This window comes from Streptomyces sp. NPDC057682, assembly GCF_042799575.1.
Taxonomy (GTDB): domain Bacteria; phylum Actinomycetota; class Actinomycetes; order Streptomycetales; family Streptomycetaceae; genus Streptomyces.
The window spans coordinates 30232-56037 of sequence record NZ_JBHVIN010000028.1; the positions used below are offsets into that span (position 1 = coordinate 30232).

Below are 25806 nucleotides of genomic sequence, written 5' to 3' on the forward strand. Positions count from 1 at the left end.
CGCCACCGCGACCACATTTACGGCGAACCCCTTTCAGCGCGTGCCGAAGAGTTCCAGCAGGTCGGCCTTGCCGAACATGCGCGCGGTGTCCACGGCGGAGGGCGTTCCGGCCGCGGGATCGGCACCCGCGTCGAGCAGGGCCTTGATCACCTCGTCCTCGCCCTTGAAGACGGCTCCGGCGAGCGGGGTCTGCCCGCGGTCGTTGGCGCGGTCGGGGTCGGCGCCGCGGCCGGCCAGGGCGGCGACGGCGGGGGCGTGGCCGTGGTAGGCGGCGAGCATGAGCAGGGAGTCGCCCCGGTCGTTGCTGAGGTTGACCGGCACGCCGGCGTCGACATAGGCGGCGAGTGCGTCGGCGTCGCCCCGGCGGGCCAGGTCGAAGACCTTGGCCGCCAGTTCGACCACCTCGGGATCGGGTGCTTCGCTCATCGTGGACCGCCTTCCATGGACCGTGGTGTGCCGTGCCGCACCCCGTGCGGGGCCGGACGAGTGAATCGACAGGGTACTGCCCGCAGGCTCCTCTACCCCGGCCCGCCCATGGCAAAAGATCACGTCGGGTGACGGCGGCGGGTGTACCGCTCGCGCACCCCGGCCGGCACCGCCCCTCCGTGCGCCACTCCAGTGAAAAAACCGACTTTTCACCCGTTTGCGACTTTTATCCTATAGATACTTCCGGTGAGCTTGGAAGGACTCATGGTGACTGTCCCCCCGACCAGGAGAACCACTCATGATCCTTTCCATGTCAGGCGTCGTCATCCTCGGCATCATCGTCTTCCTGTTCTTCAGGAAGGACGGGCTCAAGGCCTCGCACGCCCTCGTCACCGCCCTGTTCGGCTTCTACCTGGCCGGAACCGCCATCGCACCGAGCATCACCGCGGGCGGCGCGAGCCTGGCCGGACTCCTGGGCGGGATCAAGTTCTGACCCTCCGCCCCCGTTCCCACCCCCTCAGGAGACAGACGTGGCCCGGCGACCACTCCCCCGCATTCTGAGCAGCGGCAGCGCTTCGATCACTCGCGGTCGCGAGTTCGCGCGCACGGCCGCCGACAGCGCCACCGACGTGCTCCATCCGCTGATCATGATCACTCGTGGTCTGCGGCTGCTGGCAGGTGCAGGACGGCAGAAGTGGGCCGCGACGCCCAAGGACCGGCGCGGCCCCACGCTGTTCCTCGTCGCGGCCTGCGTCCTCGTGATCGCACTGCTCCCGTACGGCCCGTTCATCGCCCTGGCCGCCGTGATGGGCGCCGCCGCGTGGACGGGCCGGGAGCGCACCCCCGTGAGGACCGGCCCCGACGAGGCCGAGACCGCGCGCCTGCGCGCCCTGTACGAGGCGCTCGTCCCGTACTTCTCCACTCCCGAGGACCCCGGTCCGCTGTTCGCCCACGGCGGCGACTGGGAGCAGGTCTTCAGCGCGTACGCGTTCGACGGCGACGGCCGCATCAGCGCGCTGCGAGTGGCCTACCCCGCCTACTTCCCCGACAGCGAGCCCGCCTCCCGGGCCCGGATCGAGCAGTTGCTGCACGCCAAGTCCGGCCGGGGCCGGGAGTACCGCTTCGACTGGGACGAGGAGGGCAACCGCCTCGTGATGAGCGTGCTCGACGCCCTGCCGACCTCGGTCACCGCCCAGCGCTTCGTCACCGCCCCGGGCGAGACCGTCCTCGGCTTCACGGACGACGACGCCGCGCCGCGCACCGTGCCGGTCACCGACGGCGAGGACACCCGGGACGCCCCCGGGGTGGTGTGGCGCACCGGTCTGCGCTCCACCGAGCCGCATCTGCTCGCCGTGGGCCAGCCCGGCAGCGGGGCCAGCACCCTGCTGCGCTCCGTCGCCCTCCAGGCGCTCCAGCACGGCGACGTCCTGATCGTCGAGGGCAGCGGCACCGGCGAGTACGCGTGCTTCACCGGGCGCGAAGGGGTCCTGGCCGTCGAGTCCGGGCTGGCCGGGGCGCTGTCCACGCTGGAGTGGGCGGCCAGTGAGACCGAACGGCGGCTGATCGAGGCCGACCGGGCCCGCCAGGCCGGCCGGCCCGCTCCCGAGGACATCCGCCGCCCCCTCTGGATCCTGCTGGACCGGCCGAGCGTGCTCGGCCACCTCTCCTCGGCCGACGGCGGCCCCGATCCGCAGGAGCTGCTCCAGGTCCCGCTGCGGCACGGCCGGGCCGCGGGCGTCACCGTGGTGATGACCGAGCAGTTCGACGGCCTCGACGGACTGGACGCCACCGTCCGCTCGCACACCAGGGCCCGGGTGGTGCTCGGTCACTGCACCCCGGACCAGATCGAGTCCGTCCTCGGTCTCGGACCGCACACCACCCCGCCCCCGGACGTTCCGCCGGGCCGCGGCTACGCGCGCCTGGGCACCGGCCCGGTGCTGCGCATCCAGGTGCCGGCCACGCCCGACCCGTACGACGACGCGACGAGCGAGGCACAGCGCCGGGCCGTCCTCGATCTGCTGCCCGAGCGGCGCACGGCCGTCGAGGCGAGCCTGCCCGACCCGGCCACCGGTGACGCCGTCACCGCCTCGGTCGGCGTGGAGGGCCTGGCCCTCAGCGACTGATCCGGCCCCGCGAGGAGGCCCGTGGACCCGAAGGCCCACGGGCCTCCTCGCGCGTCCGGCACTCAGGCCACGAAGGTACGGGGCGTCTCCGCGCCCGCCCCCGCGCCGGAACCCACCAGCCGGGCGGCGGCCGCCAGCCGCTGCGCGGCCTCGTCGGCCACCGGACCGCCGACGGTGAACGGCAGCCGGACATAGCCCTCGAAGGCCCCGTCGACCCCGAACCGCGGCCCGGACGGCACCCGCACCCCGACGCTCTCCCCCGCCACCGCGAGGCGCGAGCCGGAGAGGCCGCCGGTGCGGACCCAGAGCGTCAGTCCGCCGCGCGGCACGGTGAACTCCCAGTCGGGAAGCTCCCGGCGCACCGCCGCCACGAGCGCGTCGCGGTTCTCGCGCGCCTGCTCCCGGCGCATTCCCACGGCCTGCTCCCAGCCGCCGGTGCGCATCAGCCAGTTGACGGCCAGCTGCTCCAGGACCGGGGTGCCCATGTCGGCGTAGGCGCGGGCCGCGACCAGGCTGCGGATCACGTCCGGCGCCGCGCGCACCCAGCCGATCCGCATACCCGCCCAGAACGCCTTGCTGGCCGAGCCCACCGTGAGGACGGTGCTGCCCGCCGGGTCGAAGGCGCAGACCCGGCGGGGCATGTCCACGTCCTCGTCCAGGTACAGCTCGTTCATCGTCTCGTCGACGACCAGGACCGTACCGGCCGAGCGGGCGGCGTCCACCAGCGCGCGGCGGCGGTCCTCGTCGGCCAGCGCCCCGGTGGGGTTGTGGAAGTCGGCCACGACGTACGCGAGCCTCGGGGCGGCGTCGCGCAGCACCTGGCGCCAGCGGTTCATGTCCCAGCCGCCGAGCCCCTCCTCCATCGCCACCGGCACCAGCCGGGCCCCGGCCTCCCGCATCAGCTGGAGGATGTTGGCGTAGCTCGGGGACTCCACCGCGATCCGCTCACCGCGCCCCGCGAACAGATGGCAGATCGCGTCGATCGCGCCCATCGCCCCGGTGGTGACCATGATCTGCTCGGGCATCGTCGGGATGCCGCGCTCGGTGTACCGGTCGGCGATCATCCGCCGCAGCGCGGGGAGCCCGGCGGGGTAGTCGCCGTGGGTGTGGGCGTACGGGGGCAGCTCCTCCAGGGCGCCCTGGACGGCCCGGGTCAGCCAGGGTTCCGGGGCGGGCAGCGAGGCGCAGCCCAGGTCGATCATCGAGCCCAGCGCCTCGGGGGGCAGCGGTTCCAGTCCGCGGGCGGGCAGCGGATTGCCCGCGGGGACCGCCGTCCAGCTGCCGGCGCCGCGCCGCGACTCCAGGAAGCCCTCGGAGCGCAGCGCCTCGTAGGCGGCGGCGACCGTGGTCCGGCTGACGGAGAGCGCGAGGGCCAGCTCGCGTTCGGCGGGCAGCCGGGCGGCGACCGGGACACGGCCCTCCAGGACGAGCAGCCGGACACCGTCGGCGAGCGCCCGGTAGGCGGGCGGCCTGCGGGTGCCGGGGCCCGCGGGCCGGGGCTGCTGGGCGTGCAGCTGGCGGGCGAGCTGCGCCGCGCCGACGGCCGAGGTCCACTGCGCCATGAGAATCAGTCCACCTTCCTCGGATTGGCCGTATTCGGCAGCCAATCCCCTGCCACAGAGTGACATGCGGCAGTCCACGACCACCACACCAGGGGGCACCATGTCCAGTTCCGCGGCACCGCAGGGGCGCCACCTCGTCCGGCGGCTGAGCCAGCTCTACGCCGGACTGGCCCTGTACGGGGCGAGTTCGGCGCTGCTGGTCGTCGCCGGGCTCGGGCTGGAGCCCTGGGGGGTGCTGCACCAGGGCATCGCCGAGCGGACGGGGATCAGCATCGGGGTCGTCTCGATCGCCGTCGGGGCCGTCGTGCTGCTGCTCTGGATACCGCTCCGGCAGCGGCCGGGCCTCGGCACCGTCTCGAACGTCTTCGTCGTCGGTCTCGCCATGGACGGCACCCTCGCACTGGTCCCCGATGCGCACGGGGCCCTGACGCGGACCGGGGTGATGGCCGCCGGGATCGTGCTCAACGGCGTGGCGACGGGCCTCTACATCGCCGCCCGGCTGGGGCCCGGCCCCCGCGACGGCCTGATGACCGGGCTGCACCGGCGCACCGGCCGCTCGATCCGGCTGGTCCGCACGGCGATCGAGATCGCGGTCGTGGCCACCGGATTCCTGCTCGGCGGCTCGCTGGGCGCGGGCACCGTCCTGTACGCCCTGGCCATCGGACCGCTCGCCCAGTTCTTCCTGCGGTTCTTCGCGATCTCCGACGCCAGTGGCACCGCGGTCGCCGGCCGGACACCGGGACAGGCCATACTGCCGCGGTGACCGACCTACGCCACCCCTACCTGGACCATCCGGGCCCGCTGCCGTTCGCCCACCGCGGCGGGGCCGCCGACGGCATCGAGAACACGGCGGCCGCGTTCCGCCGCGCGGCCGGCGCCGGGTACCGCTACTTCGAGACGGATGTGCACACCTCGGCGGACGGCCGGCTGATCGCCTTCCACGACACCACCCTGGACCGGGTCACCGACGCCCGGGGGCGGCTGGCGGAGCTGCCCTGGAGCGAGATACGGCGGGCCCGGATCGCCGGGCGCGAGCCGCTGCCGCTCTTCGAGGAACTGCTGGAGGAGTTCCCCGACGCCCGGTGGAACGTCGACCTCAAGGCGGAGTCCGCCCTCGAACCCCTGGTGGAGCTGATCCGCCGGACGGACTGCTGGGACCGGGTGTGCGTCGGCTCGTTCTCCGAGGCACGGGTGGCCAGGGCGCACCGGCTGGCGGGCCCCCGACTGGCGACCTCCTACGGCGTCCGGGGCGTCCTCGGGCTGCGGCTGCGCTCCTATGGGATCCCGGCCGCCGTCCGGGCGGGCGCCGTCTGCGCGCAGGTCCCGGAGAGCCAGGGCGGCGTCCGGGTGGTGGACCGGCGCTTCGTGCGCGCGGCCCACGCGCGCGGGCTCCAGGTGCACGTGTGGACGGTGAACGAACCGGATCGGATGGCGGCGCTCCTGGACCTCGGCGTGGATGGCATCATGACCGATCACATCGAGACGCTGCGCACGGTGCTGAGCGAGCGGGGGGCCTGGGCCTGACGCCGGCCCGGTGACGTCTCCACGGGCAGCGACGAGGGGTGGGCGATGAGCGCCGAGACCGCGGACACCGCCGGAACGGCGGACACCGGGACGGTGGCGGCCGAGGACCGGAAGCGGGAGCAGCGCGGCTGGTACTTCTACGACTTCGCCTGCTCCGTCTACTCGACGAGCGTCCTGACGGTGTTCCTCGGCCCCTATCTGACCTCGGTCGCCAAGGCCGCCGCCGACGCCGACGGGTACGTCCACCCGCTGGGCATCCCGGTGCGGGCCGGCTCGGTCTTCGCGTACGGGGTGTCCGCCTCGCTCGTCGTCGCGGTGATCCTGATGCCGCTCGCGGGCGCGGCGGCCGACCGCAGCGGACGCAAGAAGCCGCTGCTCGCGGCGGCGGCCTACACGGGCGCCACGGCGACCGCCGCGATGTTCTTCCTGGACGGGAACCGCTATCTGCTGGGCCTGCTGCTGCTGATCGTGGCCAATGCGTCGATCTCGGTGTCGATGGTGCTGTACAACGCCTATCTGCCGCAGATCGCCGAGCCCGACGAACGGGACGCGGTCTCCTCCCGGGGCTGGGCCTTCGGCTACACCTCGGGGGCGCTGGTCCTGGTCCTGAACCTGGTCCTCTACACCGGCCACGACTCGTTCGGCCTGTCGGAGTCGGAGGCGGTCCGGATCTGTCTGGCCTCGGCGGGTGTCTGGTGGGGCGCCTTCACGATCGTGCCGCTGCGCCGGCTGCGCGACCGGCGCACGGGAGCCGCGGGCGGGCGCCCGGCGGGCACCGGCGAGGTCCGTTCCGGCTGGAAGCAGCTGAGGGCCACGCTGCGCGACATGCGGAGCCATCCGCTCACCCTGGCGTTCCTGCTGGCGTACCTGGTCTACAACGACGGGGTGCAGACGGTGATCTCGCAGGCCTCCGTGTTCGGTTCCGAGGAGCTGGGCCTCGGCCAGACGACGCTGATCACGGCGGTCCTGCTGGTCCAGGTCCTGGCGGTCGCCGGGGCACTGGGCATGGGCCGGCTGGCCCGGGTGTACGGCGCCAAGCACACCGTTCTCGGCTCGCTGGCCGTCTGGACCCTGATCCTGGTCGCCGGATACTTCCTGCCCGCCCGTTCGCCGGTCTTCTTCTATGTCCTCGCGGCGGCGATCGGCCTGGTCCTCGGCGGCAGCCAGGCGCTCTCCCGCTCGCTGTTCTCGCATCTGGTGCCGCGCGGCAAGGAGGCGGAGTACTTCTCGGCGTACGAGATGAGCGACCGCGGGCTGAGCTGGCTCGGACCGCTGGTCTTCGGGCTCGCCTACCAGCTGACCGGCAGCTACCGGGACGCGATCATCTCGCTGGTGGTCTTCTTCCTCGTCGGTTCGGTCCTGCTCGCCCGGGTGCCGGTACGGCGGGCCGTGGCGGCGGCGGGGAATCCCGTACCCGAACGGATTTAGACGTTGAAGTGAAAGGCCGGTAGTGTACGCCTTTGGCCTGCCCGGAGGAGCGTTACTGCGAGCGGTGGAACCCGAAACACTGGGTGACAACTTCCGCCAGAGGTGACAAACCGGGCATGGGCGGGTACGAGAACACTCGCAGACCTGAAAAAGCTAGCGGCACGACGGGCGACGCATGACCGGCAACGGGAATCTTTGCCGCCGACCGGACGTTGACCGGATGACGACGACAGCGACACCTGTCCTGTGGGCGACAAGCCCGGGAGGCACGATTCATGAGTGAGCGAGCTCTCCGCGGCACGCGACTCGTGGTTACCAGCTACGAGACGGACCGCGGCATCGATCTGGCCCCGCGCCAGGCGGTGGAGTACGCATGCCAGAACGGACATCGATTCGAGATGCCGTTCTCGGTAGAGGCGGAAATTCCGCCGGAGTGGGAGTGCAAGGCGTGCGGCGCCCAGGCACTCCTGGTGGACGGGGACGGCCCCGAGGAGAAGAAGGGCAAGCCTGCGCGTACGCACTGGGACATGCTCATGGAGCGGCGCACCCGCGAGGAGCTGGAGGAGGTGCTGGCCGAGAGGCTGGCCGTCCTGCGCTCCGGCGCCATGAACATCGCCGTGCATCCGCGGGACAGCAGGAAGTCCGCCTGACCGGGGCGGACACCACCGCGACACAAGAGCCGAGGGCCGCGACACCCACCGTGTCGCGGCCCTCGGCTCTTGTCGTGCCCGGGACCGGGCCTAAAGGCTGTCCCGCAACTCGGGGAAATGGCCAGTAGGCCGCCACAGCCAGATCGACTTGTCCGGTTCTATCCCGGCTCGCGGCCTCATCGGGATTCAGGCCAAGCAGGTCGAACCGGACATTGGTAAACGGTCTCCAGAGTTACGGGACAGCCTTTAGGGCGTGTCCGGAAAGTCCCGCCTGCTCGGCGACGCCTGGCACGCACGCTCGCCGCGTTGTCGGGATCACCCCGATACGCCCAGTATCGGGGCGACCCTCCGCCTTGCGATCGCACGCACCAGACGCCGCCGAGCCCGCCCTACGGGCGGACGGCGCTACTTTCCGGGCATGCCCTAGGGCGTGAGCGGCGGCCGGGGCTCGTCCTCCGGGCCCGCGGGCTCGTCGCGGACGACCTCGCCCTGGACGACCTTGCCGTCCGGGCGGTGCATACGGGCCTGCTGGAAGGCGCCGGGGAAGCTGCCGGCGGGAGCCGCGTTCATCCGGCGCTCCAGGGAGCGCTCGGCGAACCGGCTGAGGGCCGAGCGGACCGGCGGCACCAGGAGCAGCAGCCCGGCCACGTCCGAGATCATCCCCGGAATCATGATCAGCAGTCCGCCGAGCATCAGGAACCCGTTGCCCCGGGTGCCCGTGGGAGCGGCCGTGGAGCCGTCGGCCCCCGGCTGCCCCGGCATCTGCTGAAGCGTCTCGGTGAGGTTGCGGAAGGCCCGGCGGCCCGCCCGCTTCATCACCGCCGCGCCCAGCACCACCCCGGCGGCCAGGAGCAGCAGCACGGTGAATCCGCCCGCCGCGTCGGCCACCACGGTGAGCAGCCAGATCTCCAGCACCGCCCAGGCGGCGACGGCGAGGGGCACGATGGTGCGGACGCGCGAGCGTCTGCGGGCGGTCGGGGGCGGGGTACCGGTCGTCATGCCCCCAGTGTGCCTGGACACGTGTCCGGACGCGGTAAGGGGAGGGCGGCCGGCCCCGGCGATCAGGAGGGCCGGCGGCCGAGCACCTTGTTGGCGCGGGTGGTGACGCCCCAGGCCGTCACGCGCCAGAGCGCCTCGACGAGGATGTCCCGGCTCATCTTGGAGTCGCCGACCTCACGGTCCACGAAGGTGATCGGGACCTCGACGACGTGGTATCCGGCCTCGATCGAGCGCCGGGCCAGGTCGACCTGGAAGCAGTAGCCCTGCGAGGCGACCTCGTCCAGACCGATGCCCTTGAGGGTCTCCGCACGGAAGGCCCGGTAGCCGCCGGTGACGTCCCGGGTGCGCAGTCCGAGCAGCAGCCGGGAGTAGGTGCTGCCGCCGCGGGAGATCATCTCGCGGGACTTCGGCCAGTTGACCACGCGCCCGCCGGGGACCCAGCGGGAGCCGAGCACCAGGTCGGCGCCCTTGAGGGCGGTCAGCAGCCGGGGCAGCTCCTCGGGCTGGTGGGAGCCGTCGGCGTCCATCTCGACGAGGACGCCGTACTCGTGCTCCATGCCCCAGCGGAAGCCCGCCAGATAGGCCGCGCCCAGGCCTTCCTTGCCCTTGCGGTGCAGGACGTGCACCTGGTCGTCGGCCGCCGCGATCTCGTCGGCGAGCTTGCCGGTGCCGTCGGGGCTGTTGTCGTCGGCGACCAGGATGTCGGCCTCCGGCACGGCGGCGCGCACCCGGCTGACGATCGGCTTGATGTTCTCGGCCTCGTTGTAGGTCGGAATGATCACCAGGGTTCTGCCGAGCGGGCCGTATCGCCTCTGACCGCCGTCGTTCACTTACTGCCCCTTAAGTCCGTACGCAGATGCACACCATATCGAGCGTGGCGCGGTCACCCGGCGACCCGGTCGGGCGGGGCGGAAAGCGGTGGCGGACAGAAGTGCCGAAGTACGGACAGAACTGCGGATCGGGGCCCGGCGCCCTTCGGGCCGACCTGGGACCCGCTGGCTGCGGGTCGACCTAGAGCCGTTGTCTACTGAACGTCCGGGCCCCACCCGGGTCGCACCTCCGTCCGGCTGAAACCTTCCCTCGCCCCCGAGGCGCGGGCGCTGAACCTGGCTGTCAGTGATGGTGCGCCGGTGCGGCACACCACCCCGTGACCCAGCGGCGTTCGACGACTGCGTGGAGGCCCAACCGGTCGGACGTCCTGTGGTGGACTCGGCCGAACCTACCGGCCGATGGGCACATCCTGTCAATAGGTGTCTGACCTGCACCATTGACCGAAACTCCCTGGTCAGTCCCGAAGATCCCCAGGTCGCGGGAGAGCCGGGGCGCCCTCGGCCGGCGGTACGAAATGTCCCGACGTCACTCGTTCGGTCGTACGTAGACCGTTTGTCCGAAGACAACCGTGCGCAGGCAGACCGGGAGTTCGGCACCCGGACTCAGGTCCGGAAGGCCCGGAGTGCCCGACCTCGGATCGGTCGACCAGCGGGCCACCCGGTCGTCCGGCGCCTGCACCACCAGCGCGTCGGTCCGCCAGACCGCGTAGTCGGCCGGGGCGCCCGGCACCAGGGTCCCGGCGTCGTCGCGGCCCAGGGCCCGCCAGCCGCCGCGCGTATGGGCGGTGAAAGCGGCGCGTACGGAGATCCGGTGGTCGAGCGTGTGGTGGAAGGCGGCGGCCCGTACGGTCCCCCAGGGGTCCAGCGGGGTCACCGGGCTGTCCGACCCGAACGCGAGGGGCACACCGGCCCTCAGGAGCGCGGCGTACGGGTTGAGGGTCGCGGCCCGCTCGGCGCCCAGCCGCGCGGCGTACATCCCGTCCGTACCGCCCCAGGCGGCGTCGAAGGCCGGCTGGACGGAGGCGGTGAGCCCCAGTTCGGCGAAGGCGGCCACGGTCTCGGGGGTGAGCATCTCGGCGTGCTCGACGCGGTGCCGGGCGGCCCGCACCCGGGCGAGGCCGACCTTCCCGGCCGCCGCCCGGACCCCCTCGACCACCGCGGAGAGCGCCGCGTCGCCGATGGCGTGGAAGCCGGCCTGGAGCCCGGCCTCGGTGCAGGCCGCGGTGTGGGCGGCGATCTGCTCGGCGTCCAGATGGGCGGAGCCGGTGCCGGGCGCGTCCGCGTAGGGCGCGTGGAGGCAGGCGGTGTGCGAGCCGAGGGAGCCGTCGACGAAGAGGTCGCCGGCCGCGCCCACGGCGCCCAGCTCCCGTACCCGCCGCGCGTCCTTCTCGTCGGCGACCCGCTCGGCCCAGTAGCCGAAGACCCGGGGGCCGGGGCGCTCGGCGGCGAGCCGCAGCAGTGCGGTGAAGTCCTCCTCGTCGGAGATGTCCGGGCCGCCGCACTCGTGGACCGAGCCGATGCCCAGCGACGCGGCGCGGTCCAGTGCGGCGCGCTGGGCGGCCGCGCGCTGCGCGGGCGAGACGGCCGCGTGCGCCGCGGCGCGCACGGCGTGGTGGGCGGCGCCGGTCAGCGGCCCGTCGGGCCGGTAGCCCGTCATCGCGGTGACGCCGGGGACGAGGTCCAGCAGCGCGGTGGTCACGACGGCCGAGTGCACGTCGATCCGGGGCAGGTAGACGGGCCGGCCCGGCGCGGCGGCGTCCAGCTCGGCGCGGGAGGGGGCGCGCCCCTCCGGCCAGCGCGTGGCGTCCCAGCCGTGGCCCAGGACGACCCGGTCGGCGGGGTGCGCCGCCACATGGTCCGCGACACGTTCCAGCGCCTCGGCCAGGCTGCCGGCGCCGGAGAGATCGAGACCGCTCAGGGCCAGCCCCGTCGACGTGGTGTGGATGTGCGCGTCGGTGAACGCCGGGGTCACCAGGGCCCCTTCGAGGTCGATCACCTCGTCCACGCCGCTCGCGAAGGCGTCGGCGGCCCCCTCGGAGCCCACCCAGGCGACATGGCCGCGTTCGACCACCATGGCGGTGGCGAAGGGGTCGGCGGGGCTGTGGACGTCTCCACCGCGCAGCAGCACGGTGCGGTGTTCGCTCTGGGGGGCGGTGCTCTCGGTCATGGGCACCAGTCTCCCGCCTGCGGGGGCGCGCACCGTGCGCGACCCCCTGGTGAGCCGCCGTCGGCCCCCCGGCGGGCTCAGATCCGCGGCGGCCGCGCCTCGTAGGGGGTCGAGAGGACGACGGTGGTGCGGGTGGAGACGCCGGCCAGCGAGCGGATCCGGGTGAGCAGGTTCTCCAGCTCCAGGGGGCTGGCCACACGCACCTTGAGGATGTAGTTCTCGTCACCGGCGACGCTGTGGCAGGCCTCCAGCTCCGGGACGCCCGCGAGACGTTCCGCGATGTCGTCGGGGGCGCTCGGGTCGAAGGGCTTCACCGAGATGAACGCGGTCAGGGGCAGGCCGACGGCCTCGGGGTCGACGACCGCGGCGTAGCCGCGGATCACCCCGCGCTGCTCCAGCCTGCGGACGCGCTGATGAACGGCCGAGGTGGACAGGCCGGTGGCCTTGCCCAGGTCGGTGTAGCTCATCCGCCCGTCCTTGACGAGCAACTCCACGATGTGACGGTCCAGCTCCTCCATATGGATCAATCTATGGCCCAGGGCCCTCCAGGCACAGCCATGAGCGGCCGGGAAGGGCACCTGCGGCAGCCGTGTGACGAACGCCACAGGTTTACGGACCAGTAGCCGGGCCTCTCGCGGTTACGGCAGATTCCCGACGGGAAGTGCTTGCTGTGGTCGCGGCCGCGGCGCCATGTCGGCCCACCCGAGGGGGGAACATCCCATGCAGAGCCTGAAGCTCACCGGACGTACCGAACCGGAGCCCGTTGATCCGTTCGAGGACACGGCTCCCGACGCGTACGACACGTTCGAGATCTACCGGGTGGTCTGCCCGGACTGCGCGCAGCCCATCGCGCTCCTGGCGGACGAGGACGTGCTCCCCGAGCACGCCCTGTGCCCGACCGCGTGGAACCCGTTCGTCCTGACCGTGTGCGCGGGTACGGGCCGGGCCGCGTCGGACGCGCGACCGGCCGACGAGTCGGCGGGCGCCCAGCCGGAGACGGCGCAGCTGCTGACGCTCCCGCAGGGGCTCGACTGGCGGATGCAGCCGTTCTCGCACGCCGGGGGCGCGGGTTCGCGGCCGATCCGGGTGCCCCGGCAGCTGCGGCGCGAGGCCGCCTGAGACCCGCCCCGCCTTCCGGCGGCCGGACGGCCGCCGGCGAGCGGACCGGAACCGGGGCCCCGTGCCACCGCGACCGCGTCGGCATCGGCACCCAGGGGGCTGCCGTTCGGATCAGGCGGGGCTCGCGGAGCTTCGGCGCTTCTCGCTCCACGGCGAACAGGCTCCCGATTCGGCCCGGCAGTGACCCTGCGCCGCCCCGCGGAGTTGGCCCGGTATGACCCCGCTGCACTCCACGGCCGGTCCGGGCCGCCGCCGGCTCGCCGGTTCCGCCTCCGAAGAATCGGTTCCTCAGACCCGTATCGCCTCCGCGTCCCCCGAGGCGCGACGTACGGAGCGACGCGCCTCGCCGCATGCGGCCGACCCGCCCATCTACCGCTCGCTGCTGCGGCACTGGGAGAAGACGGGCAGGACCCTGCCGGGCCGTCACGACCAGGAGTGGAACCGGATCATGACGACACCGGTCTGGGCGGACCGGGCGCCCGCGGTCAGCGCGTCTCCGGACCCGCGAGATGGCGGGCGATGACCATCCGCTGGATCTGGTTGGTGCCCTCGACGATCTGCAGCACCTTCGCCTCGCGCATCAGCCGCTCGACGGGGAAGTCCAGGGTGTAGCCGTATCCGCCGAGCACCTGGACGGCGTCGGTGGTGACCCGCATCGCCGCGTCCGTGCAGAACAGCTTGGCCATCGCCGCCTGGCGCGAGAAGGCGCTCCCGGCGTCGCGCAGCCGGGCGGCCTCAAGGTAGAGGGCGCGGCCCGCCTCGATCTGGGTGGCCATGTCGGCCAGCATGAACCGCAGTCCCTGGAAGTCCGCGATGGGCCGGCCGAACTGCTTGCGCCCGGTGGCGTAGGCGACGGCCTCGTTCATCGCCGCCTGGGCGACACCGATGGCGCAGGCGGCGATGCCCAGCCGGCCGGAGTCGAGCGCGGACAGGGCGATCGCGAAGCCCTGGCCCTCCTCGCCGATCCGGCGCGCGTCGGAGACCCGCACCCCGTCGAAGTGGAGCTGAGCGGTGGGCGAGCCCTTCATGCCCATCTTCTTCTCGGGGACGGCCGCACCCAGGCCCTCGGCGTCGCCCGGGACGAGGAAGGCGGTGATCCCGCGGGGGCCGTCGACGCCGGTGCGGGCCAGGACGGTGTAGAAGTCGGCGATGCCGCCGTGCGTGATCCACGCCTTGGTCCCGTTCAGGACCCAGTCCTCGCCGTCGCGCACGGCCTTGGTGCGCAGCGAGGCGGCGTCGGAGCCCGAGGCCGGCTCGGAGAGGCAGTACGCGCCCAGCAGACCCCCCGCGAGCATCGACTGGAGGTGCGCGGCCTGCTGCTCCTTGGTGCCGTAACCGGCGAGCGCGTGACAGGCGAGGGAGTGGACGCTGACGCCGAGTCCGACGGTGAGCCGGGCGGCGCTCAGCTCTTCGAGGACCTGGAGGTAGACCTCGTACGGCTGGTCGCCGCCGCCGTGGGCGGAGTCGTAGGGCAGTCCGAGGAGGCCGGATTCGGAGAGCAGGGTGAAGATCTCGCGCGGGAAACGTCCCGCGTCCTCCTCCTCCGCCGCCTTCGGCGCGATCTCGCGCTGGGCGATGTCGCGGACGAGCGTGAGGAGTTGCCTGGACTCCTCGGTGGGCAGACGGCGTTCCACCGGTTGCGGGGCACGGTCGGACATGACGGCGCTCTCCTCCCTGTCGGGCGTTGCGGCGGTCGCGCGCGCGGGGTGTGCGCGGGCGCCGCCGGGGGGATCTCCGGACGATGCCCGGAAAACACTGGGCCCAGCCGATGGTGCCCTCCCGGATTGCGGGACGAGGCGGCAGGCGGCTGTGGCGGGTCGAGTATGCCCGATCGGACGGCATCCGTCACCGGGTGATCGAAAACGCCGGGGCCTGCCCGGAGACGGCCGAGTCGATCATCGGACTTGGTCCGCACCATTGACCCAACTGGTCTAGTCCATCTACGGTTCCGAGCGGACCGGCTTTGCGCGTTCATGCCAAATCGAGCGTGCGCGGCCGGTCGTCCACCGGCACGTCCCCTCCCCCACGAGGAGCAACCCATGACCGGATCGCACCGCACGGGAGCCCGTCTCCGGGCACTCGCCGCCACCGCCTGTACCGCCGCCCTCGGCGCCGCCCTGCTGGGCGTCGCGGGCACCGGACAGGCCGGCGCGGCGCCCGCCGCCGCACCGGCAGCAGCACCGGCCGCCCCCACAGCGGCCGGTGGCAAAGTGGTCGGATACTTCACCAACTGGGGTGTCTACCAGCGCAATTACCACGTCAAGAACATCGAGACCTCCGGCTCGGCCGACAAACTCACCCACATCAACTACGCCTTCGGCAACGTCCAGGGCGGCAATTGCACCATCGGCGACTCCTACGCCGACTACGAGAAGGCCTACACCGCCGACCAGTCGGTCGACGGCGTCGCCGACACCTGGGACCAGGAACTGCGGGGCAACTTCAACCAGTTGCGCAAGCTGAAAAAGCTGCACCCGGATCTCAAGGTGATCTGGTCGTTCGGCGGCTGGACCTGGTCCGGCGGCTTCGGCGAGGCGGCGAAGAACCCGGCCGCGTTCGCCGAGTCCTGCTACAACCTGGTCGAGGACCCGCGCTGGGCCGATGTCTTCGACGGCATCGACATCGACTGGGAGTACCCGAACGCCTGCGGTCTCACCTGCGACACCAGCGGCCGCGACGCCTACGGCGAGCTGCTGTCGGCGCTGCGGAGCAAGTTCGGCGCGAACAACCTGGTCACCTCGGCGATCAGCGCGGACGGCTCCGACGGCGGCAAGCTCGACGCCGTCGACTACGGGGGCGCGTCCCAGTACGTCGACTGGTACAACCCGATGACGTACGACTTCTTCGGCGCCTGGGACGCGAAGGGCCCGACGGCCCCGCACTCCCCGCTCACCTCGTACACGGGCATCCCCAAGGAGGGATTCACCAGCGAGGCGGCCATCGAGAAACTGAAGGCGCAGGGCGTCCCGGCGTCCAAGATGCTGCTCGGCATCGGCTTCTACGGCCGCGGCTGGACCGGCGTCACCCAGGACGCTCCCGGCGGCACCGCCACCGGAGCCGCCCCCGGCACCTACGAGGCGGGCATCGAGGACTACAAGGTCCTCAAGAACAGCTGCCCCACCACCGGCACCGTCGCCGGCACCGCGTACGCCCACTGCGGCACCAACTGGTGGAGCTACGACACCCCCGCCACCATCGGCACCAAGATGGCGTACAAGAACCAGCAGGGCCTGGGAGGCACCTTCTTCTGGGAGCTCAGCGGGGACACGACGAACGGTGAGCTGATCAAGGCCATCGACTGACGCGCTCGCGGCGGCGTCGAGGGGGCGGGGAGCCGGACCGGCTTCCCGCCCCCGTCATGCCCAGCGCGTCACATCAGGCCGAGCTGGGTGACGAGCATCGCGATGACGACGACGAGCGTCCAGCCGAGGACGTGCTCCAGCAGCTTCGAGCGGTCGTCGGGCCCGCCGGTGCGCGCACGGCGACGGGCGGGGGCGGTGAGGGCGGCGGCGGTCGCGGTCATGGCATCTCGTTCGGTCGGCCTGCGGTGATGTCCCCCGAGGACGGATCCACAGTGCCAGCCCGACGCGCCCCGGGGTAGAGACGCTCGTCACTCCCCCGGGACCGCCGCGCGGGGTCAGCAGATGCCGACGGCCGCCAGGGCCCGGCGCTGGCGGGGCGTGGGGTGGGCCGGGAAGTAGACGTAGCAGACGCCGCCTGTGCCCGACACCACAGTGCCGCTCGCGTTGCGGCGCTTGGTGCGGAGCCAGATCGTCTCCCACTCGTGCCGCAGATAGACCCGCCGCACCGCCTCGTCGCTCGGGGAGGCCGGGTCGTTGGCGATCACGTCGCCGTTCGCGGTGAAGCCGATGACCGTCATCAGATGGCCGGAGGTGCCGTATCCGGCGCCGGTCAGTTCCTCCTTGAGGAAGGACTGCGAGGTGATGACGGGGATGCCCGCCCCGATCAGGGTCTCCACATCGGTCAGGGAGCCCAGCCGGGTCACCACGGCGCTCATGTCGCGGTAGGTGGCGGCGTAGGCGGCGTTGAACGGCCAGTTCCCGCAGCCCTCGTACTGGTAGTCGTAGGTGTACCGCGCGGCATGGCAGACCTGCGGGTCCGGCAGTGCGGGGTCGACCCAGGCCAGGTCCTCGGCGGAGGGGGTGCGGCCCCAGTACTCGATGATCATCTGCGAGGAGGTGGGGCTGCACCACGCCTCGCCGCCGTTGTCGTACTCGGGGTACTGCCCCACGTGCACGTTCTGCGAGTAGCGCGGCACCGGCAGTTCCCGGGCGAGGCCGGACACCGAGGCGGGCACGGTGAAGCGGTCGGGGATGTCCGAGGCCATCGCGCCCACCCGCCAGACCGTGGGGGTCAGCGCGGTACCGGGGGTGCGGTGGAGCGTGAGGCGCAGGCGGTAGGAGAGCAGGCGCAGACCGCTCGCCGCGTCGTCCACGGAGAAGGTGTCGGTCCATACGGAGCTCTTGCCGTCGCTCTGGTCGTCGACCGAGGTGCGGCGGATGTCGCCGTCGCCGGCGGCCCAGCGGCCCATGACGTACCAGGGGGTCTCCGTGCCGTCCGAGTAGGTGCCGCGCAGTTCGATCTGGATCCAGGTGCCGGCCGGGGTGTGCGCGTTCCAGGAGGCGATCACCTCGGTGGCGGGGACGCTCGAACGGTGCACCGGGGAGGTCCAGGTGGCGTAGTCCCAGGCGGCGGTGGTCCCGGTGTGCGGGTCGGTGTACTCGGTGCGGCCCTGCGGATGGCCGATGACCAGTCCGGCCCGGCGGCCGGCGACCGCGCGGGTGCCCTCGCCCGAGCCGCAGCGCCAGTCGGTGTAGCTGCTCCAGAAACGGTTGTCCACGAGGGAGGCCGCCGCCGGGGACGCGTCGGGCCGGGCCGGGGCAGCCGAGGCGGGGACGGCGGCCCCGGCCGTTCCGGCTCCGGCGGCCGCCGCGATCGCGGCGGTGAGCAGGGTTCTGCGTGAGGTCGGACTGGGCATGGCGGGACTCCCGGTCGTCGGCGGAGGGGGCTGCGGTGCACGACAGTGCGCCAACTATCGCGGTTGCGGACCCGGTTCTGCCAGCGATTCGCCTCGCGCCGAAGAACCAATATTGGACTGGACCACTGGCGTGACCTGCGACTGCTTCGGCGCGCCTCGTAGGCTGGGGCCATGAACGACCTCGCCCGCCACGCCGCGCGGCTGCGTGCCCTGCCGCCGTCCTGCGGACCGGTCCGGCTGATCGCCGTCGACGGGCACGCGGGATCCGGCAAGACCACCTTCGCCGCCCGGCTCGCCGCGGCGCTCGGCGGGACCCCCGTCCTGCATCTGGACGACCTCGCCTCCCACGAGCATCTGTTCGACTGGACCGGCCGGTTCCACGACCAGGTGGCCGGGCCCCTCTCCCGGGGCGAGACCGCCCGCTACACCCCGTACGACTGGACCGCGCGTGCCTTCGGCCCGCCGCGCGCGCTGCCGGCCGCGCCGGTGGTCCTCGTCGAAGGGGTGGGCGCCGGCCGCCGGGCGCTGCGCCCGCTGCTCGCCCGGCTGCTGTGGATGGATCTGCCGGCCGCCGCGGCCTGGGAGCGCGGCCGGCGGCGGGACGGACCGGCGCAGCACACCTTCTGGAACGGCTGGACGGCGGCCGAAACGGACCACTTCGCGGCAGATCCCTCGCGCCCCTCGGCCGATGCCCTGATACGGCAGTTGCCTGTGGGATACGAGTGGCTGGAGAGAACCGGTACGGAAGCAGGAATAAACCATTCCGTCACCCACCGTGATCACCACGGGCCGACATACTGAGCAGTCGGAAATCGCTCGGGAAGTACCCCAACTCCGCTTGACCCGGGGGCGGTACAGGTCTTACGTTCTCAATGTGCGGCTTTTCGGAGCCCCCACAGACGCGAAGCCCCCGGTTGTTCCCCCGTGATCGGGGGCTTCGTCCTGTGCCCGGCCGGTCCTTCCCGCCGCGCGTCACCGCTCTCCGCTCACCGTGGGTCACGGTCCCTCTTCGGCCTGCGGCGCCCTTAGTCGCACACTCCCTGCGCAGGTACGATGCCTCTCGGTGCGGTCAATTCCCGTCCATTGCACAGTGATTCGGCGCGCCCCCGCGGGCCGTCGCGCGGCGGGACATCCTGGGGGCACGGCTTGTGGGGGGCCTGATGGACATCGGCACGCAGGGCGCACAGGCCCCGGCCGACCTCGCGTGGCTGCGCGGCGTGGACGCCTGCACCATGGGCGCCTATCCGCAGGCCGAGGAGGAGTTCGCGGCGGCGGTGCGCATGGATCCCGGCATGGCGGACGCCTGGCTGGGCCTCCACGCGCTGCGGGTCGACACGACGACCGCGCTGCTGCAGATGTACCGGCACCGCGACCGCTTCGGGGACCAGCGCGCCCGGCACCGCCGTACCCTCAACTCCTGGTACTGGCTGGGCTGGTGGGTGCAGCCGGTGCTGGAGAGCCCGCGCGACCTCTTACTGGCCCACGCCTCGCACTGGCTGGACGGCCGGCACGTCGCCGAGCTGGACCGCGCGCTCGCCGGACTCCCCCCGGTCGACACCGACCCCCAGGTCCGCTTCCTGCACGCCTGCCGCTCCTACCTGGTCAAGGACTGGGAACAGCTCGTCCGCCACACCGAGCCCCTGATCGACGATCAGCTCCTCGGCATCGAGGCGGGGCTCTTCGGCGGCATGGCCCGGGTGCGGCTGGAGATGTACGGGCAGGCGGAACCGCTGCTCGCCACCGCGCTGATGCGCTGCCGCAGCGAGCAGCCGCAGCGCAAGGAGCTGCGCTACTGGCTGGCGCGCGCCCACGAGGGCACCGGCCGCAGCGCCGCCGCCCTCCCCCTGTACCGGGCGGTCCACCGGATCGACCCCGCGTTCATGGACACCTCCGCCCGGCTCGCGGCCATCGCGGACTACGACGGGCTGGAGGAGGGGGCGGACGAGGCGGCGGGCCTGGCCACCGTGCCGATGGGCGGCCCCGGCGCGGACAGCGCCTTCGCCGGCACGCAGCCGGACGCCGACGGACCGCTGGGCACCGATCTGGTCGACGGCCGGGAGCTGCGGCCGGGCGGCGAGGAGCCGGAGCTGCCGGGTCTCGGGCGGGTGCCCGCACCGGCCGGCGCGCGGCGGAAGACCGTCGTACCCGGACAGTCCGCCCCGCAGCCCTTCCCCGCCGGCCCCAGCGATCCCGTCCTGCTCGCCGAGGCCCTGGCGGAGCTGGAGCGGATGGTCGGGCTGGAGCCGGTGAAACGGCAGGTCAAGGCCTTGTCCGCGCAGCTGAACATGGCGCGGCTGCGGGCCGGCCAGGGCCTGCCCGTCCAGCCCCCGAAACGGCACTTCGTCTTCTCCGGGCCGTCCGGGACCGGCAAGACGACCGTGGCCCGCATCCTCGGCCGGGTCTTCTACGCGCTCGGACTGCTGGGCGGCGACCATCTGGTGGAGGCCCAACGGGCCGACCTCGTCGGCGAGTTCCTGGGGCAGACCGCGGTCAAGGCCAATGAGCTGATCGACTCCGCGCTCGGCGGGGTGCTCTTCGTGGACGAGGCGTACAGCCTCGCCAACACGGGGTACAGCAAGGGCGACGCGTACGGCGACGAGGCCCTTCAGGTGCTCCTCAAACGCGCCGAGGACAACCGGGACCATCTCGTCGTCATCCTGGCGGGGTATCCGGAGGGCATGGACCGGCTGCTCTCCACCAACCCCGGGCTCTCCTCCCGGTTCACCACCCGGGTGGACTTCCCCAGCTACCGCCCCCTGGAACTCACCGCCATCGGCGAGGTGCTGGCCGCCGAGAACGGGGACGTCTGGGACGAGGAGTCGCTGGAGGAGCTGCGCTCGATCAGCGGCCATGTCGTCGACCAGGGCTGGCTCGACGAGCTGGGCAACGGCCGTTTCCTGCGCACGCTGTACGAGAAGAGCTGTGCCTACCGCGATCTGCGGCTCTCGGGCTGTACGACGGTCCCGACCCGCGACGATCTGGCGACGCTGCGGCTGCCGGACCTGATGCAGGCCTACGGCGAGGTGCTCTCGGGCCGGGGTCCGGTGGGCCGGGGCCGCACGGAGCCGCCCGAGCTGTGAGACGGCCCCGGCCCCCGCCGGACGGGCGGGGGCCGGGGCCGGGAGCCGGACGGTCAGACCGCCAGGACGGGGCGGTCGTCGGAGCCGGCCGGGCGCTCCTCGGTGCGGCGGGGCTCCGCGACCCGGTGCGCCGGGTCCCGTACCTCACCGACCAGCGTTTCCAGCACGTCCTCCATCGTGACCAGGCCGAGGATCCGGCCCGAGGCGTCCGCGACCTGCGCCAGATGCGTCGCCGCGCGGCGCATCACGGTCAGCGCGTCGTCGAGGGGCAGCTCGGCCCGTACGGTCGCCATCGGACGCCACACGTGCTGCGGAACGGCCCGCTCCCGGTCCTCCAGGTCGAGGACGTCCTTGACGTGCAGATAGCCCATGAACGGGCCGCCGCCCCCGGCGCAGACCGGGAATCGGGAGAAACCGGTCCGTACGGTCAGCTCCTCCATGCCGCGCGGGGTGACCGACGGGTCGACCGTCACCAGGCTCGGGCGGGGCAGGAGCACATCGGTGACCGGGCGGCTGCCCAGCTCCAGGGCGTCCTCCAGCCGTTCCTGCGCCTCCGGCTCCAGCAGCCCGGCCTGTCCGGAGTCCTCCACCAGGCGGTTGAGCTGCTCACTGGTGAAGACGGCCTCCACCTCGTCCTTGGGCTCGACCCCGAAGAGCCGGAGCACCAGCCGGGCGCAGGCGCCCAGCGCCGAGGTGACCGGGCGGCAGAGCCGGGCGAAGCCGACCAGGCCGGGGCCGAACCAGAGCGCGGTGCGCTCGGGCGCGGCCATCGCCAGGTTCTTCGGGACCATCTCGCCGATGACGAGGTGGAGGAAGACGACCAGGGCGAGGGCCAGCACATAGCCCAGCGGGTGGACCAGCCCCTCGGGCAGGTGGACCGCGTGGAAGACCGGCTCCAGCAGATGCGCCACCGTGGGTTCGGCGACCGCGCCCAGGGTCAGCGAGCAGACGGTGATGCCGAACTGCGCGGCGGCCATCATCTGCGGCAGGTTCTCCAGCCCGGACAGCACCTGCCGGGCCCGGCCCGAGCCTTCCGCCGCCAGGGGTTCGATCTGGCTGCGGCGCACGGAGACGAGGGCGAACTCCGCGCCGACGAAGAAGCCGTTCGCCAGGACCAGGAGTCCGGCGAAGAGGAGTTGGACGAGGCTCATCGGGCCGCCTCCAGCACCCCGTGGGACGACGCGTCGTCCGCGGACGGCACCTCGGCCGTACGGACGAAGCGCACCTTCTCGGCCCGGTAGTGGCCGACCTGGCGGACGGAGATCCGCCAGCCGGGCAGTTCGGCCCGGTCGCCGGGGGCGGGGATCCGGCCGAGCAGGTCGGCGACGAGTCCGGCGACCGTCTCGTACGGCCCGTCGGGCACGTCGAGTCCTATCCGGCGCAGGGTGAGCACCCGGCAGCTGCCCTCGGCGTCCCAGGCGGGACGCCCGTCCTCGGGGGCCGCGGGGGCCAGCTCGGGGCGGTCGGCGCCCTCGGCGTCGTGCTCGTCGCGGACCTCGCCGACGAGTTCCTCGATGATGTCCTCAAGGGTGACGACCCCGGCGGTGCCGCCGTACTCGTCGACCACGACGGCGATCGGCTGCTCCTTGCGCAGCCGCTGGAGCAGCTGTTCGACCGGCAGCGTCTCGGGGACCAGCAGCGGCGGTACGGCGATGCGCCCGGCCGTGGTCCGCAGCCGGTCCTCGGCGGGCACGGCCAGCGCATCCTTGAGGTGGATCATGCCGATGACCTCGTCGATGCGCTCCCGGTAGACGGGGAAGCGGGAGAGGCCGGTGGCGCGGGTGAGGTTGAGGACGTCCGCCGCGGTCGCCGAGGACTGAAGGGCGCTGACCTTCACCCGGGGGGTCATGACGTGCTGGGCGGTGAGCCCGGCCAGCGACAGGGTCCGGACGAAGAGGTCGGCGGTGTCCTGTTCGAGGGTGCCGGCCTCGGCCGAGTGACGGGCCAGCGAGACCAGCTCGCCGGGGGTGCGGGCGGAGGCCAGCTCCTCGGCCGGTTCGACGCCGAGGAGGCGCACCAGCCGGTTGGCGACGGTGTTCAGCAGGCCGATGACCGGGCGGAGCACCCGGGTGAAGACCTGCTGGGGGCCGGCGACGAAGCGGGCGACCTGGAGCGGCCGGGAGACCGCCCAGTTCTTCGGGACGAGTTCGCCGATGACCATCTGGACGGCGGCCGCCAGCAGCATGCCGATGACGACGCTGACGCCGGAGACGGCGCCGTCCGGGAGACCGGTCAGGGCGAGGGGGCCGTCCAGCAGCCGGGCGAGGGCCGGTTCGGCGAGCATGCCGACCACCAGCGAGGTGATGGTGATGCCGAGCTGGGTGCCGGAGAGCTGGAAGGAGAGTTCCCGCAGGGCGTCGACGACGGTGCGGGCCCGTCGGTCGCCCCGGGTGGCGGCGCTCTCGGCGTCCGCCCGTTCCACCGTGACGAGACCGAACTCGGCCGCCACGAAGAACCCGTTGGCCAGGATGAGAAGGAATGCCGCACTGAGAAGCAGCAGGGGGGTGGTCATGCCGCCGCCTCCGTCGATGGGGCGGCGCAGGTACTACCGGACGATCCGTCCATTGCTGGAAGGAGTCACTCCTCGGGTCGAAGGAAAGCCCCGCCGGCCTCGGGGGCCGTGCAACGCGGGGCGGGGCGCACCGGGGCGCCGCCGTCCTCCAGAGTAGTCAACAACGGGCCCGGTGGGGCAGGGGGCTCAGCCGTTGTCCGTGCCGGTGCCGCGGGTCTCGGCGAGCGCGCGCAGCGTACGGGCGTCGCGGATGGCCTGTTCCTTGGCGATTCCGGGCTGGATGCCGAGGACCGGCATGCTGGTGCCGTCGCTGAGGTCGAGATAGACCCAGGGGTCGCCGGCCCGCAGGTTGACGCGCACGATCTCGGGCCAGGACAGCCGTCGGGTGCGGGTGAGATTGACCACGGTCACCCCGCTGTCCTCGGCGACCACCTTGGGGCGGCTGAGCAGGGCGAGCACACCGAGGAAGAGCGCGGCGGTGAAGACGAAGCTGACCCGCTCTCCCCCGCTGAGCTGTTCGAGGGTGAAGGCGACCGCGGTGATCACGGCGAACATCACCACGCCGACACCGAGCAGCACCACCCGGGTGCGGGTGGGCCGGAAGGTGACGGGCAGGGCGGGGAGAGCGGGGGCCGGCATGGTTCTCTTCTGTCTCCGGCCGTCAGAGGCGGCAGGCGTGGATGGCCGTGGTGAGGATGGCGCGGGCGCCGAGGTCGTAGAGGTCGTCCATGATCCGCTGCGCCTCGCGCGAGGCGACCATGGACCGGACCGCGACCCAGCCCTCGTGGTGCAGCGGGGAGATGGTCGGGGATTCCAGGCCCGGGGTGAGGGCGACCGCGCGCTCCAGGTGCTCGACGCGGCAGTCGTAGTCCATCATCACGTAGCTGCGGGCGACCAGGACGCCCTGGAGGCGGCGCAGGAACTGCTGGACCTTGGCGTCGTCGGCGGGGGCGCCGGTGCGGCGGATGACGACCGCCTCCGAGGTCATGATCGGCTCTCCGATGACCTCCAGGCCGGCGTTGCGCAGGCTGGTGCCGGTCTCGACGACATCGGCGATGATCTGGGCGACGCCCAGCTCGATGGCGGTCTCGACCGCGCCGTCGAGGTGGACGACGGAGGCGTTGACCCCCGTCTCGGCCAGGTGCTTGGCGACGATGCCCTCGTAGGAGGTGGCGATCGTCATGCCGTCGAAGTCCGCGGGGCCGGCGGCGGTGCCGGGCTTGGTGGCGTAGCGGAAGGTGGAGCGGGCGAAGCCGAGCTGAAGGATCTCCTCGGCGTCGGCTCCGCTGTCCAGCAGCAGGTCGCGGCCGGTGATGCCGATGTCGAGGCGGCCGGAGCTGACGTAGATCGCGATGTCGCGGGGGCGCAGGTAGAAGAACTCGACCTGGTTCTCCGGGTCGACCAGGACGAGTTCCTTGGACTCCTTGCGCTGCTTGTAGCCCGCCTCATGGAGCATCGCCATCGCAGGCCCGGAGATAGCACCCTTGTTGGGGACGGCGATGCGCAGCATGAGGTCGGGTTTCCTTTGCGAAGGGGGTCTGGGGCGTCGGGCGGGTGCGGAGGTCGTGATCAGAGGTGGGCGTAGACGTCGTCGAGGCTGATCCCGCGCGCCACCATCATCACCTGGACGTGGTAGAGCAGCTGCGAGATCTCCTCGGCGGCGGCGTCCTTGCTCTCGTGCTCGGCGGCCATCCAGACTTCGGCGGCCTCCTCGACGACCTTCTTGCCGATGGCATGCACGCCCTTGTCCACCAGTTCGGCGGTACGGGAGGTGGAGGGGTCGCCGTTGGCGGCCTTGAGCTGGAGCTCGGCGAAGAGCTCTTCGAAGGTTTTGTTCGCCATGATGCCCTCAAGAATACGGGGTCCGGGACCCCCGTTCAGCGCCAGGGTTCGCTGACCGAGCGGAGGGTGGCGGCGGTGGCGACGGCGGCGGTGACCGCTTCGTGCCCCTTGTCCTCATTGGACCCTTCCAGGCCCGCCCGATCGAGGGCCTGCTCCTCGGTGTCACAGGTGAGGACGCCGAAGCCGACGGGGACGCCGGTGTCGACGGCGACCTGGGTGAGGCCGTTGGTGACGCCGTGGGACACGTACTCGAAGTGGGGGGTGCCGCCCCGGATGATCACGCCGAGCGCGACGATCGCGTCGTAGCCGCGGCCGGCCAGCACCTTGGCGACGACGGGGAGTTCGAAGCTGCCGGGGACCCGGAGCAGGGTCGGCTCGTCGATGCCCAGCTCGTGCAGGGCGCGCAGCGCGCCGTCGACGAGTCCGTCCATGACCTTCTCGTGCCACTGGGCCGCGACGACCGCGACGCGCAGGTCGCCGCAGTTGCGTACGGACAGTTCGGGTGCGCCCTTGCCGCTCATGTCTCTCCTGGTTCCGTTCCTGAT

At 72.5% G+C, this 25806-nt stretch carries 25 protein-coding genes; 10 read left to right on the top strand and 15 right to left on the bottom strand.

The window, feature by feature from the left end:
- Positions 1-33: 33 nt before the first annotated feature.
- Positions 34-426 carry an ankyrin repeat domain-containing protein gene (locus ACFVDM_RS36480; RefSeq protein ID WP_383650983.1) on the bottom strand — a complete coding sequence of 131 codons (393 nt, stop codon included), beginning with the start codon at positions 424-426 and terminating at the stop codon, positions 34-36.
- Between the two features lie 298 nt (positions 427-724).
- Here ACFVDM_RS36480 and ACFVDM_RS36485 point away from each other — a divergent pair, with 298 nt between their 5' ends.
- Together ACFVDM_RS36485 and ACFVDM_RS36490 are read left to right on the top strand one after the other, a co-directional pair.
- The gene (locus ACFVDM_RS36485; RefSeq protein ID WP_018103962.1) at positions 725-919 is read left to right on the top strand and encodes a hypothetical protein; all 195 of its coding nucleotides are present in this window, start codon (positions 725-727) and stop codon (positions 917-919) included.
- 37 nt (positions 920-956) lie between these two features.
- Positions 957-2549, top strand: coding sequence for a hypothetical protein (locus ACFVDM_RS36490; protein WP_383650984.1), 1593 nt, complete (start codon positions 957-959; stop codon positions 2547-2549).
- 62 nt (positions 2550-2611) lie between these two features.
- On the opposite strand, the gene ACFVDM_RS36495 is transcribed toward ACFVDM_RS36490, so the two are convergent.
- Positions 2612-4111: a PLP-dependent aminotransferase family protein gene (locus tag ACFVDM_RS36495; RefSeq protein ID WP_383650985.1), complete on the bottom strand. Its 1500-nt coding sequence runs from the start codon at positions 4109-4111 to the stop codon at positions 2612-2614.
- 100 nt (positions 4112-4211) lie between these two features.
- On the opposite strand from ACFVDM_RS36495, the gene ACFVDM_RS36500 reads away from it, so the two are divergent.
- The 4 genes from ACFVDM_RS36500 to ACFVDM_RS36515 all read left to right on the top strand — a co-directional run bounded on the left by ACFVDM_RS36500 (position 4212) and on the right by ACFVDM_RS36515 (position 7713).
- Entirely contained in the window at positions 4212-4874 is a 663-nt protein-coding gene (locus tag ACFVDM_RS36500) for a YitT family protein (protein ID WP_383650986.1), read from the top strand.
- The gene (locus tag ACFVDM_RS36505; RefSeq protein WP_383650987.1) at positions 4871-5635 is read left to right on the top strand and encodes a glycerophosphodiester phosphodiesterase family protein; all 765 of its coding nucleotides are present in this window, start codon (positions 4871-4873) and stop codon (positions 5633-5635) included. The genes ACFVDM_RS36500 and ACFVDM_RS36505 overlap by 4 nt, the downstream gene beginning before the upstream one ends.
- 45 nt (positions 5636-5680) lie before the next feature.
- Positions 5681-7063, top strand: coding sequence for an MFS transporter (locus tag ACFVDM_RS36510; RefSeq protein ID WP_383650988.1), 1383 nt, complete (start codon positions 5681-5683; stop codon positions 7061-7063).
- A gap of 275 nt (positions 7064-7338) precedes the next feature.
- Positions 7339-7713 (top strand): RNA polymerase-binding protein RbpA, encoded by a 375-nt coding sequence (locus tag ACFVDM_RS36515; RefSeq protein ID WP_003959706.1) that lies wholly within the window; start codon positions 7339-7341, stop codon positions 7711-7713.
- A 423-nt stretch (positions 7714-8136) separates the two neighbouring features.
- Here ACFVDM_RS36515 and fxsA read toward each other — a convergent pair whose 3' ends face one another.
- The 4 genes from fxsA to ACFVDM_RS36535 form a co-directional block, all read right to left on the bottom strand.
- The gene (gene fxsA / locus ACFVDM_RS36520; protein ID WP_383650989.1) at positions 8137-8712 is read right to left on the bottom strand and encodes an FxsA family membrane protein; all 576 of its coding nucleotides are present in this window, start codon (positions 8710-8712) and stop codon (positions 8137-8139) included.
- Between the two features lie 62 nt (positions 8713-8774).
- Complete coding sequence (locus tag ACFVDM_RS36525) at positions 8775-9542, bottom strand: polyprenol monophosphomannose synthase (RefSeq protein WP_383650990.1); 768 nt, start codon at positions 9540-9542, stop codon at positions 8775-8777.
- Positions 9543-10068: 526 nt separating this feature from the next.
- On the bottom strand, positions 10069-11709 hold the full coding sequence (locus ACFVDM_RS36530) for an amidohydrolase (RefSeq protein ID WP_383650991.1): 1641 nt from the start codon (positions 11707-11709) through the stop codon (positions 10069-10071).
- Positions 11710-11786: 77 nt separating this feature from the next.
- Positions 11787-12227, bottom strand: a complete 441-nt coding sequence (locus ACFVDM_RS36535) for an Lrp/AsnC family transcriptional regulator (RefSeq protein ID WP_383650992.1) — start codon at positions 12225-12227, stop codon at positions 11787-11789.
- A gap of 202 nt (positions 12228-12429) precedes the next feature.
- Here ACFVDM_RS36535 and ACFVDM_RS36540 point away from each other — a divergent pair, with 202 nt between their 5' ends.
- On the top strand, positions 12430-12828 hold the full coding sequence (locus ACFVDM_RS36540; protein ID WP_383650993.1) for a hypothetical protein: 399 nt from the start codon (positions 12430-12432) through the stop codon (positions 12826-12828).
- A 485-nt stretch (positions 12829-13313) separates the two neighbouring features.
- On the opposite strand, the gene ACFVDM_RS36545 is transcribed toward ACFVDM_RS36540, so the two are convergent.
- A complete protein-coding gene (locus ACFVDM_RS36545; protein ID WP_383650994.1) occupies positions 13314-14486 on the bottom strand; it encodes an acyl-CoA dehydrogenase family protein in 1173 nt (390 codons plus the stop codon).
- Between the two features lie 381 nt (positions 14487-14867).
- On the opposite strand from ACFVDM_RS36545, the gene ACFVDM_RS36550 reads away from it, so the two are divergent.
- A complete protein-coding gene (locus tag ACFVDM_RS36550; protein ID WP_383650995.1) occupies positions 14868-16130 on the top strand; it encodes a glycoside hydrolase family 18 protein in 1263 nt (420 codons plus the stop codon).
- A 68-nt stretch (positions 16131-16198) separates the two neighbouring features.
- On the opposite strand, the gene ACFVDM_RS36555 is transcribed toward ACFVDM_RS36550, so the two are convergent.
- Together ACFVDM_RS36555 and ACFVDM_RS36560 are read right to left on the bottom strand one after the other, a co-directional pair.
- Positions 16199-16351, bottom strand: coding sequence for an SCO1431 family membrane protein (locus ACFVDM_RS36555; RefSeq protein WP_383650996.1), 153 nt, complete (start codon positions 16349-16351; stop codon positions 16199-16201).
- Between the two features lie 114 nt (positions 16352-16465).
- Positions 16466-17827: a peptidase C39 family protein gene (locus ACFVDM_RS36560; protein WP_383650997.1), complete on the bottom strand. Its 1362-nt coding sequence runs from the start codon at positions 17825-17827 to the stop codon at positions 16466-16468.
- 171 nt (positions 17828-17998) lie between these two features.
- Between ACFVDM_RS36560 and ACFVDM_RS36565 the strand changes: the two genes are divergently transcribed.
- Complete coding sequence (locus tag ACFVDM_RS36565; RefSeq protein WP_383650998.1) at positions 17999-18628, top strand: uridine kinase; 630 nt, start codon at positions 17999-18001, stop codon at positions 18626-18628.
- Positions 18629-18987: 359 nt separating this feature from the next.
- On the top strand, positions 18988-20907 hold the full coding sequence (locus ACFVDM_RS36570) for an AAA family ATPase (RefSeq protein WP_383650999.1): 1920 nt from the start codon (positions 18988-18990) through the stop codon (positions 20905-20907).
- A 53-nt stretch (positions 20908-20960) separates the two neighbouring features.
- On the opposite strand, the gene ACFVDM_RS36575 is transcribed toward ACFVDM_RS36570, so the two are convergent.
- The 6 genes from ACFVDM_RS36575 to ribH all read right to left on the bottom strand — a co-directional run bounded on the left by ACFVDM_RS36575 (position 20961) and on the right by ribH (position 25782).
- Entirely contained in the window at positions 20961-22058 is a 1098-nt protein-coding gene (locus tag ACFVDM_RS36575) for a hemolysin family protein (protein WP_383651000.1), read from the bottom strand.
- Positions 22055-23419: a hemolysin family protein gene (locus tag ACFVDM_RS36580; protein ID WP_383651001.1), complete on the bottom strand. Its 1365-nt coding sequence runs from the start codon at positions 23417-23419 to the stop codon at positions 22055-22057. The genes ACFVDM_RS36575 and ACFVDM_RS36580 overlap by 4 nt, the downstream gene beginning before the upstream one ends.
- Positions 23420-23605: 186 nt before the next feature.
- Positions 23606-24058, bottom strand: a complete 453-nt coding sequence (locus ACFVDM_RS36585) for a PH domain-containing protein (protein ID WP_383651002.1) — start codon at positions 24056-24058, stop codon at positions 23606-23608.
- 22 nt (positions 24059-24080) lie between these two features.
- Positions 24081-24929, bottom strand: a complete 849-nt coding sequence (gene hisG, locus ACFVDM_RS36590; protein WP_383651003.1) for an ATP phosphoribosyltransferase — start codon at positions 24927-24929, stop codon at positions 24081-24083.
- A 59-nt stretch (positions 24930-24988) separates the two neighbouring features.
- Positions 24989-25261 (bottom strand): phosphoribosyl-ATP diphosphatase, encoded by a 273-nt coding sequence (locus ACFVDM_RS36595; protein WP_018524273.1) that lies wholly within the window; start codon positions 25259-25261, stop codon positions 24989-24991.
- Positions 25262-25296: 35 nt separating this feature from the next.
- Positions 25297-25782, bottom strand: a complete 486-nt coding sequence (ribH, locus tag ACFVDM_RS36600; RefSeq protein ID WP_360857857.1) for a 6,7-dimethyl-8-ribityllumazine synthase — start codon at positions 25780-25782, stop codon at positions 25297-25299.
- Positions 25783-25806 lie beyond the last annotated feature (24 nt).

What these genes read in the sequence shown, in the direction of transcription:
- ACFVDM_RS36480 (WP_383650983.1), bottom strand. Translation starts at nt 426, where the DNA reads ATGAGCGAAGCACCCGATCCCGAGGTGGTCGAACTGGCGGCCAAGGTC.
- ACFVDM_RS36485 (WP_018103962.1), top strand. Translation starts at nt 725, where the DNA reads ATGATCCTTTCCATGTCAGGCGTCGTCATCCTCGGCATCATCGTCTTC.
- ACFVDM_RS36495 (WP_383650985.1), bottom strand. Translation starts at nt 4,111, where the DNA reads ATGGCGCAGTGGACCTCGGCCGTCGGCGCGGCGCAGCTCGCCCGCCAG.
- ACFVDM_RS36500 (WP_383650986.1), top strand. Translation starts at nt 4,212, where the DNA reads ATGTCCAGTTCCGCGGCACCGCAGGGGCGCCACCTCGTCCGGCGGCTG.
- ACFVDM_RS36510 (WP_383650988.1), top strand. Translation starts at nt 5,681, where the DNA reads ATGAGCGCCGAGACCGCGGACACCGCCGGAACGGCGGACACCGGGACG.
- ACFVDM_RS36515 (WP_003959706.1), top strand. Translation starts at nt 7,339, where the DNA reads ATGAGTGAGCGAGCTCTCCGCGGCACGCGACTCGTGGTTACCAGCTAC.
- fxsA (WP_383650989.1), bottom strand. Translation starts at nt 8,712, where the DNA reads ATGACGACCGGTACCCCGCCCCCGACCGCCCGCAGACGCTCGCGCGTC.
- ACFVDM_RS36530 (WP_383650991.1), bottom strand. Translation starts at nt 11,709, where the DNA reads ATGACCGAGAGCACCGCCCCCCAGAGCGAACACCGCACCGTGCTGCTG.
- ACFVDM_RS36535 (WP_383650992.1), bottom strand. Translation starts at nt 12,227, where the DNA reads ATGGAGGAGCTGGACCGTCACATCGTGGAGTTGCTCGTCAAGGACGGG.
- ACFVDM_RS36540 (WP_383650993.1), top strand. Translation starts at nt 12,430, where the DNA reads ATGCAGAGCCTGAAGCTCACCGGACGTACCGAACCGGAGCCCGTTGAT.
- ACFVDM_RS36545 (WP_383650994.1), bottom strand. Translation starts at nt 14,486, where the DNA reads ATGTCCGACCGTGCCCCGCAACCGGTGGAACGCCGTCTGCCCACCGAG.
- ACFVDM_RS36550 (WP_383650995.1), top strand. Translation starts at nt 14,868, where the DNA reads ATGACCGGATCGCACCGCACGGGAGCCCGTCTCCGGGCACTCGCCGCC.
- ACFVDM_RS36555 (WP_383650996.1), bottom strand. Translation starts at nt 16,351, where the DNA reads ATGACCGCGACCGCCGCCGCCCTCACCGCCCCCGCCCGTCGCCGTGCG.
- ACFVDM_RS36560 (WP_383650997.1), bottom strand. Translation starts at nt 17,827, where the DNA reads ATGCCCAGTCCGACCTCACGCAGAACCCTGCTCACCGCCGCGATCGCG.
- ACFVDM_RS36565 (WP_383650998.1), top strand. Translation starts at nt 17,999, where the DNA reads ATGAACGACCTCGCCCGCCACGCCGCGCGGCTGCGTGCCCTGCCGCCG.
- ACFVDM_RS36570 (WP_383650999.1), top strand. Translation starts at nt 18,988, where the DNA reads ATGGACATCGGCACGCAGGGCGCACAGGCCCCGGCCGACCTCGCGTGG.
- ACFVDM_RS36575 (WP_383651000.1), bottom strand. Translation starts at nt 22,058, where the DNA reads ATGAGCCTCGTCCAACTCCTCTTCGCCGGACTCCTGGTCCTGGCGAAC.
- ACFVDM_RS36580 (WP_383651001.1), bottom strand. Translation starts at nt 23,419, where the DNA reads ATGACCACCCCCCTGCTGCTTCTCAGTGCGGCATTCCTTCTCATCCTG.
- ACFVDM_RS36585 (WP_383651002.1), bottom strand. Translation starts at nt 24,058, where the DNA reads ATGCCGGCCCCCGCTCTCCCCGCCCTGCCCGTCACCTTCCGGCCCACC.
- hisG (WP_383651003.1), bottom strand. Translation starts at nt 24,929, where the DNA reads ATGCTGCGCATCGCCGTCCCCAACAAGGGTGCTATCTCCGGGCCTGCG.
- ACFVDM_RS36595 (WP_018524273.1), bottom strand. Translation starts at nt 25,261, where the DNA reads ATGGCGAACAAAACCTTCGAAGAGCTCTTCGCCGAGCTCCAGCTCAAG.
- ribH (WP_360857857.1), bottom strand. Translation starts at nt 25,782, where the DNA reads ATGAGCGGCAAGGGCGCACCCGAACTGTCCGTACGCAACTGCGGCGAC.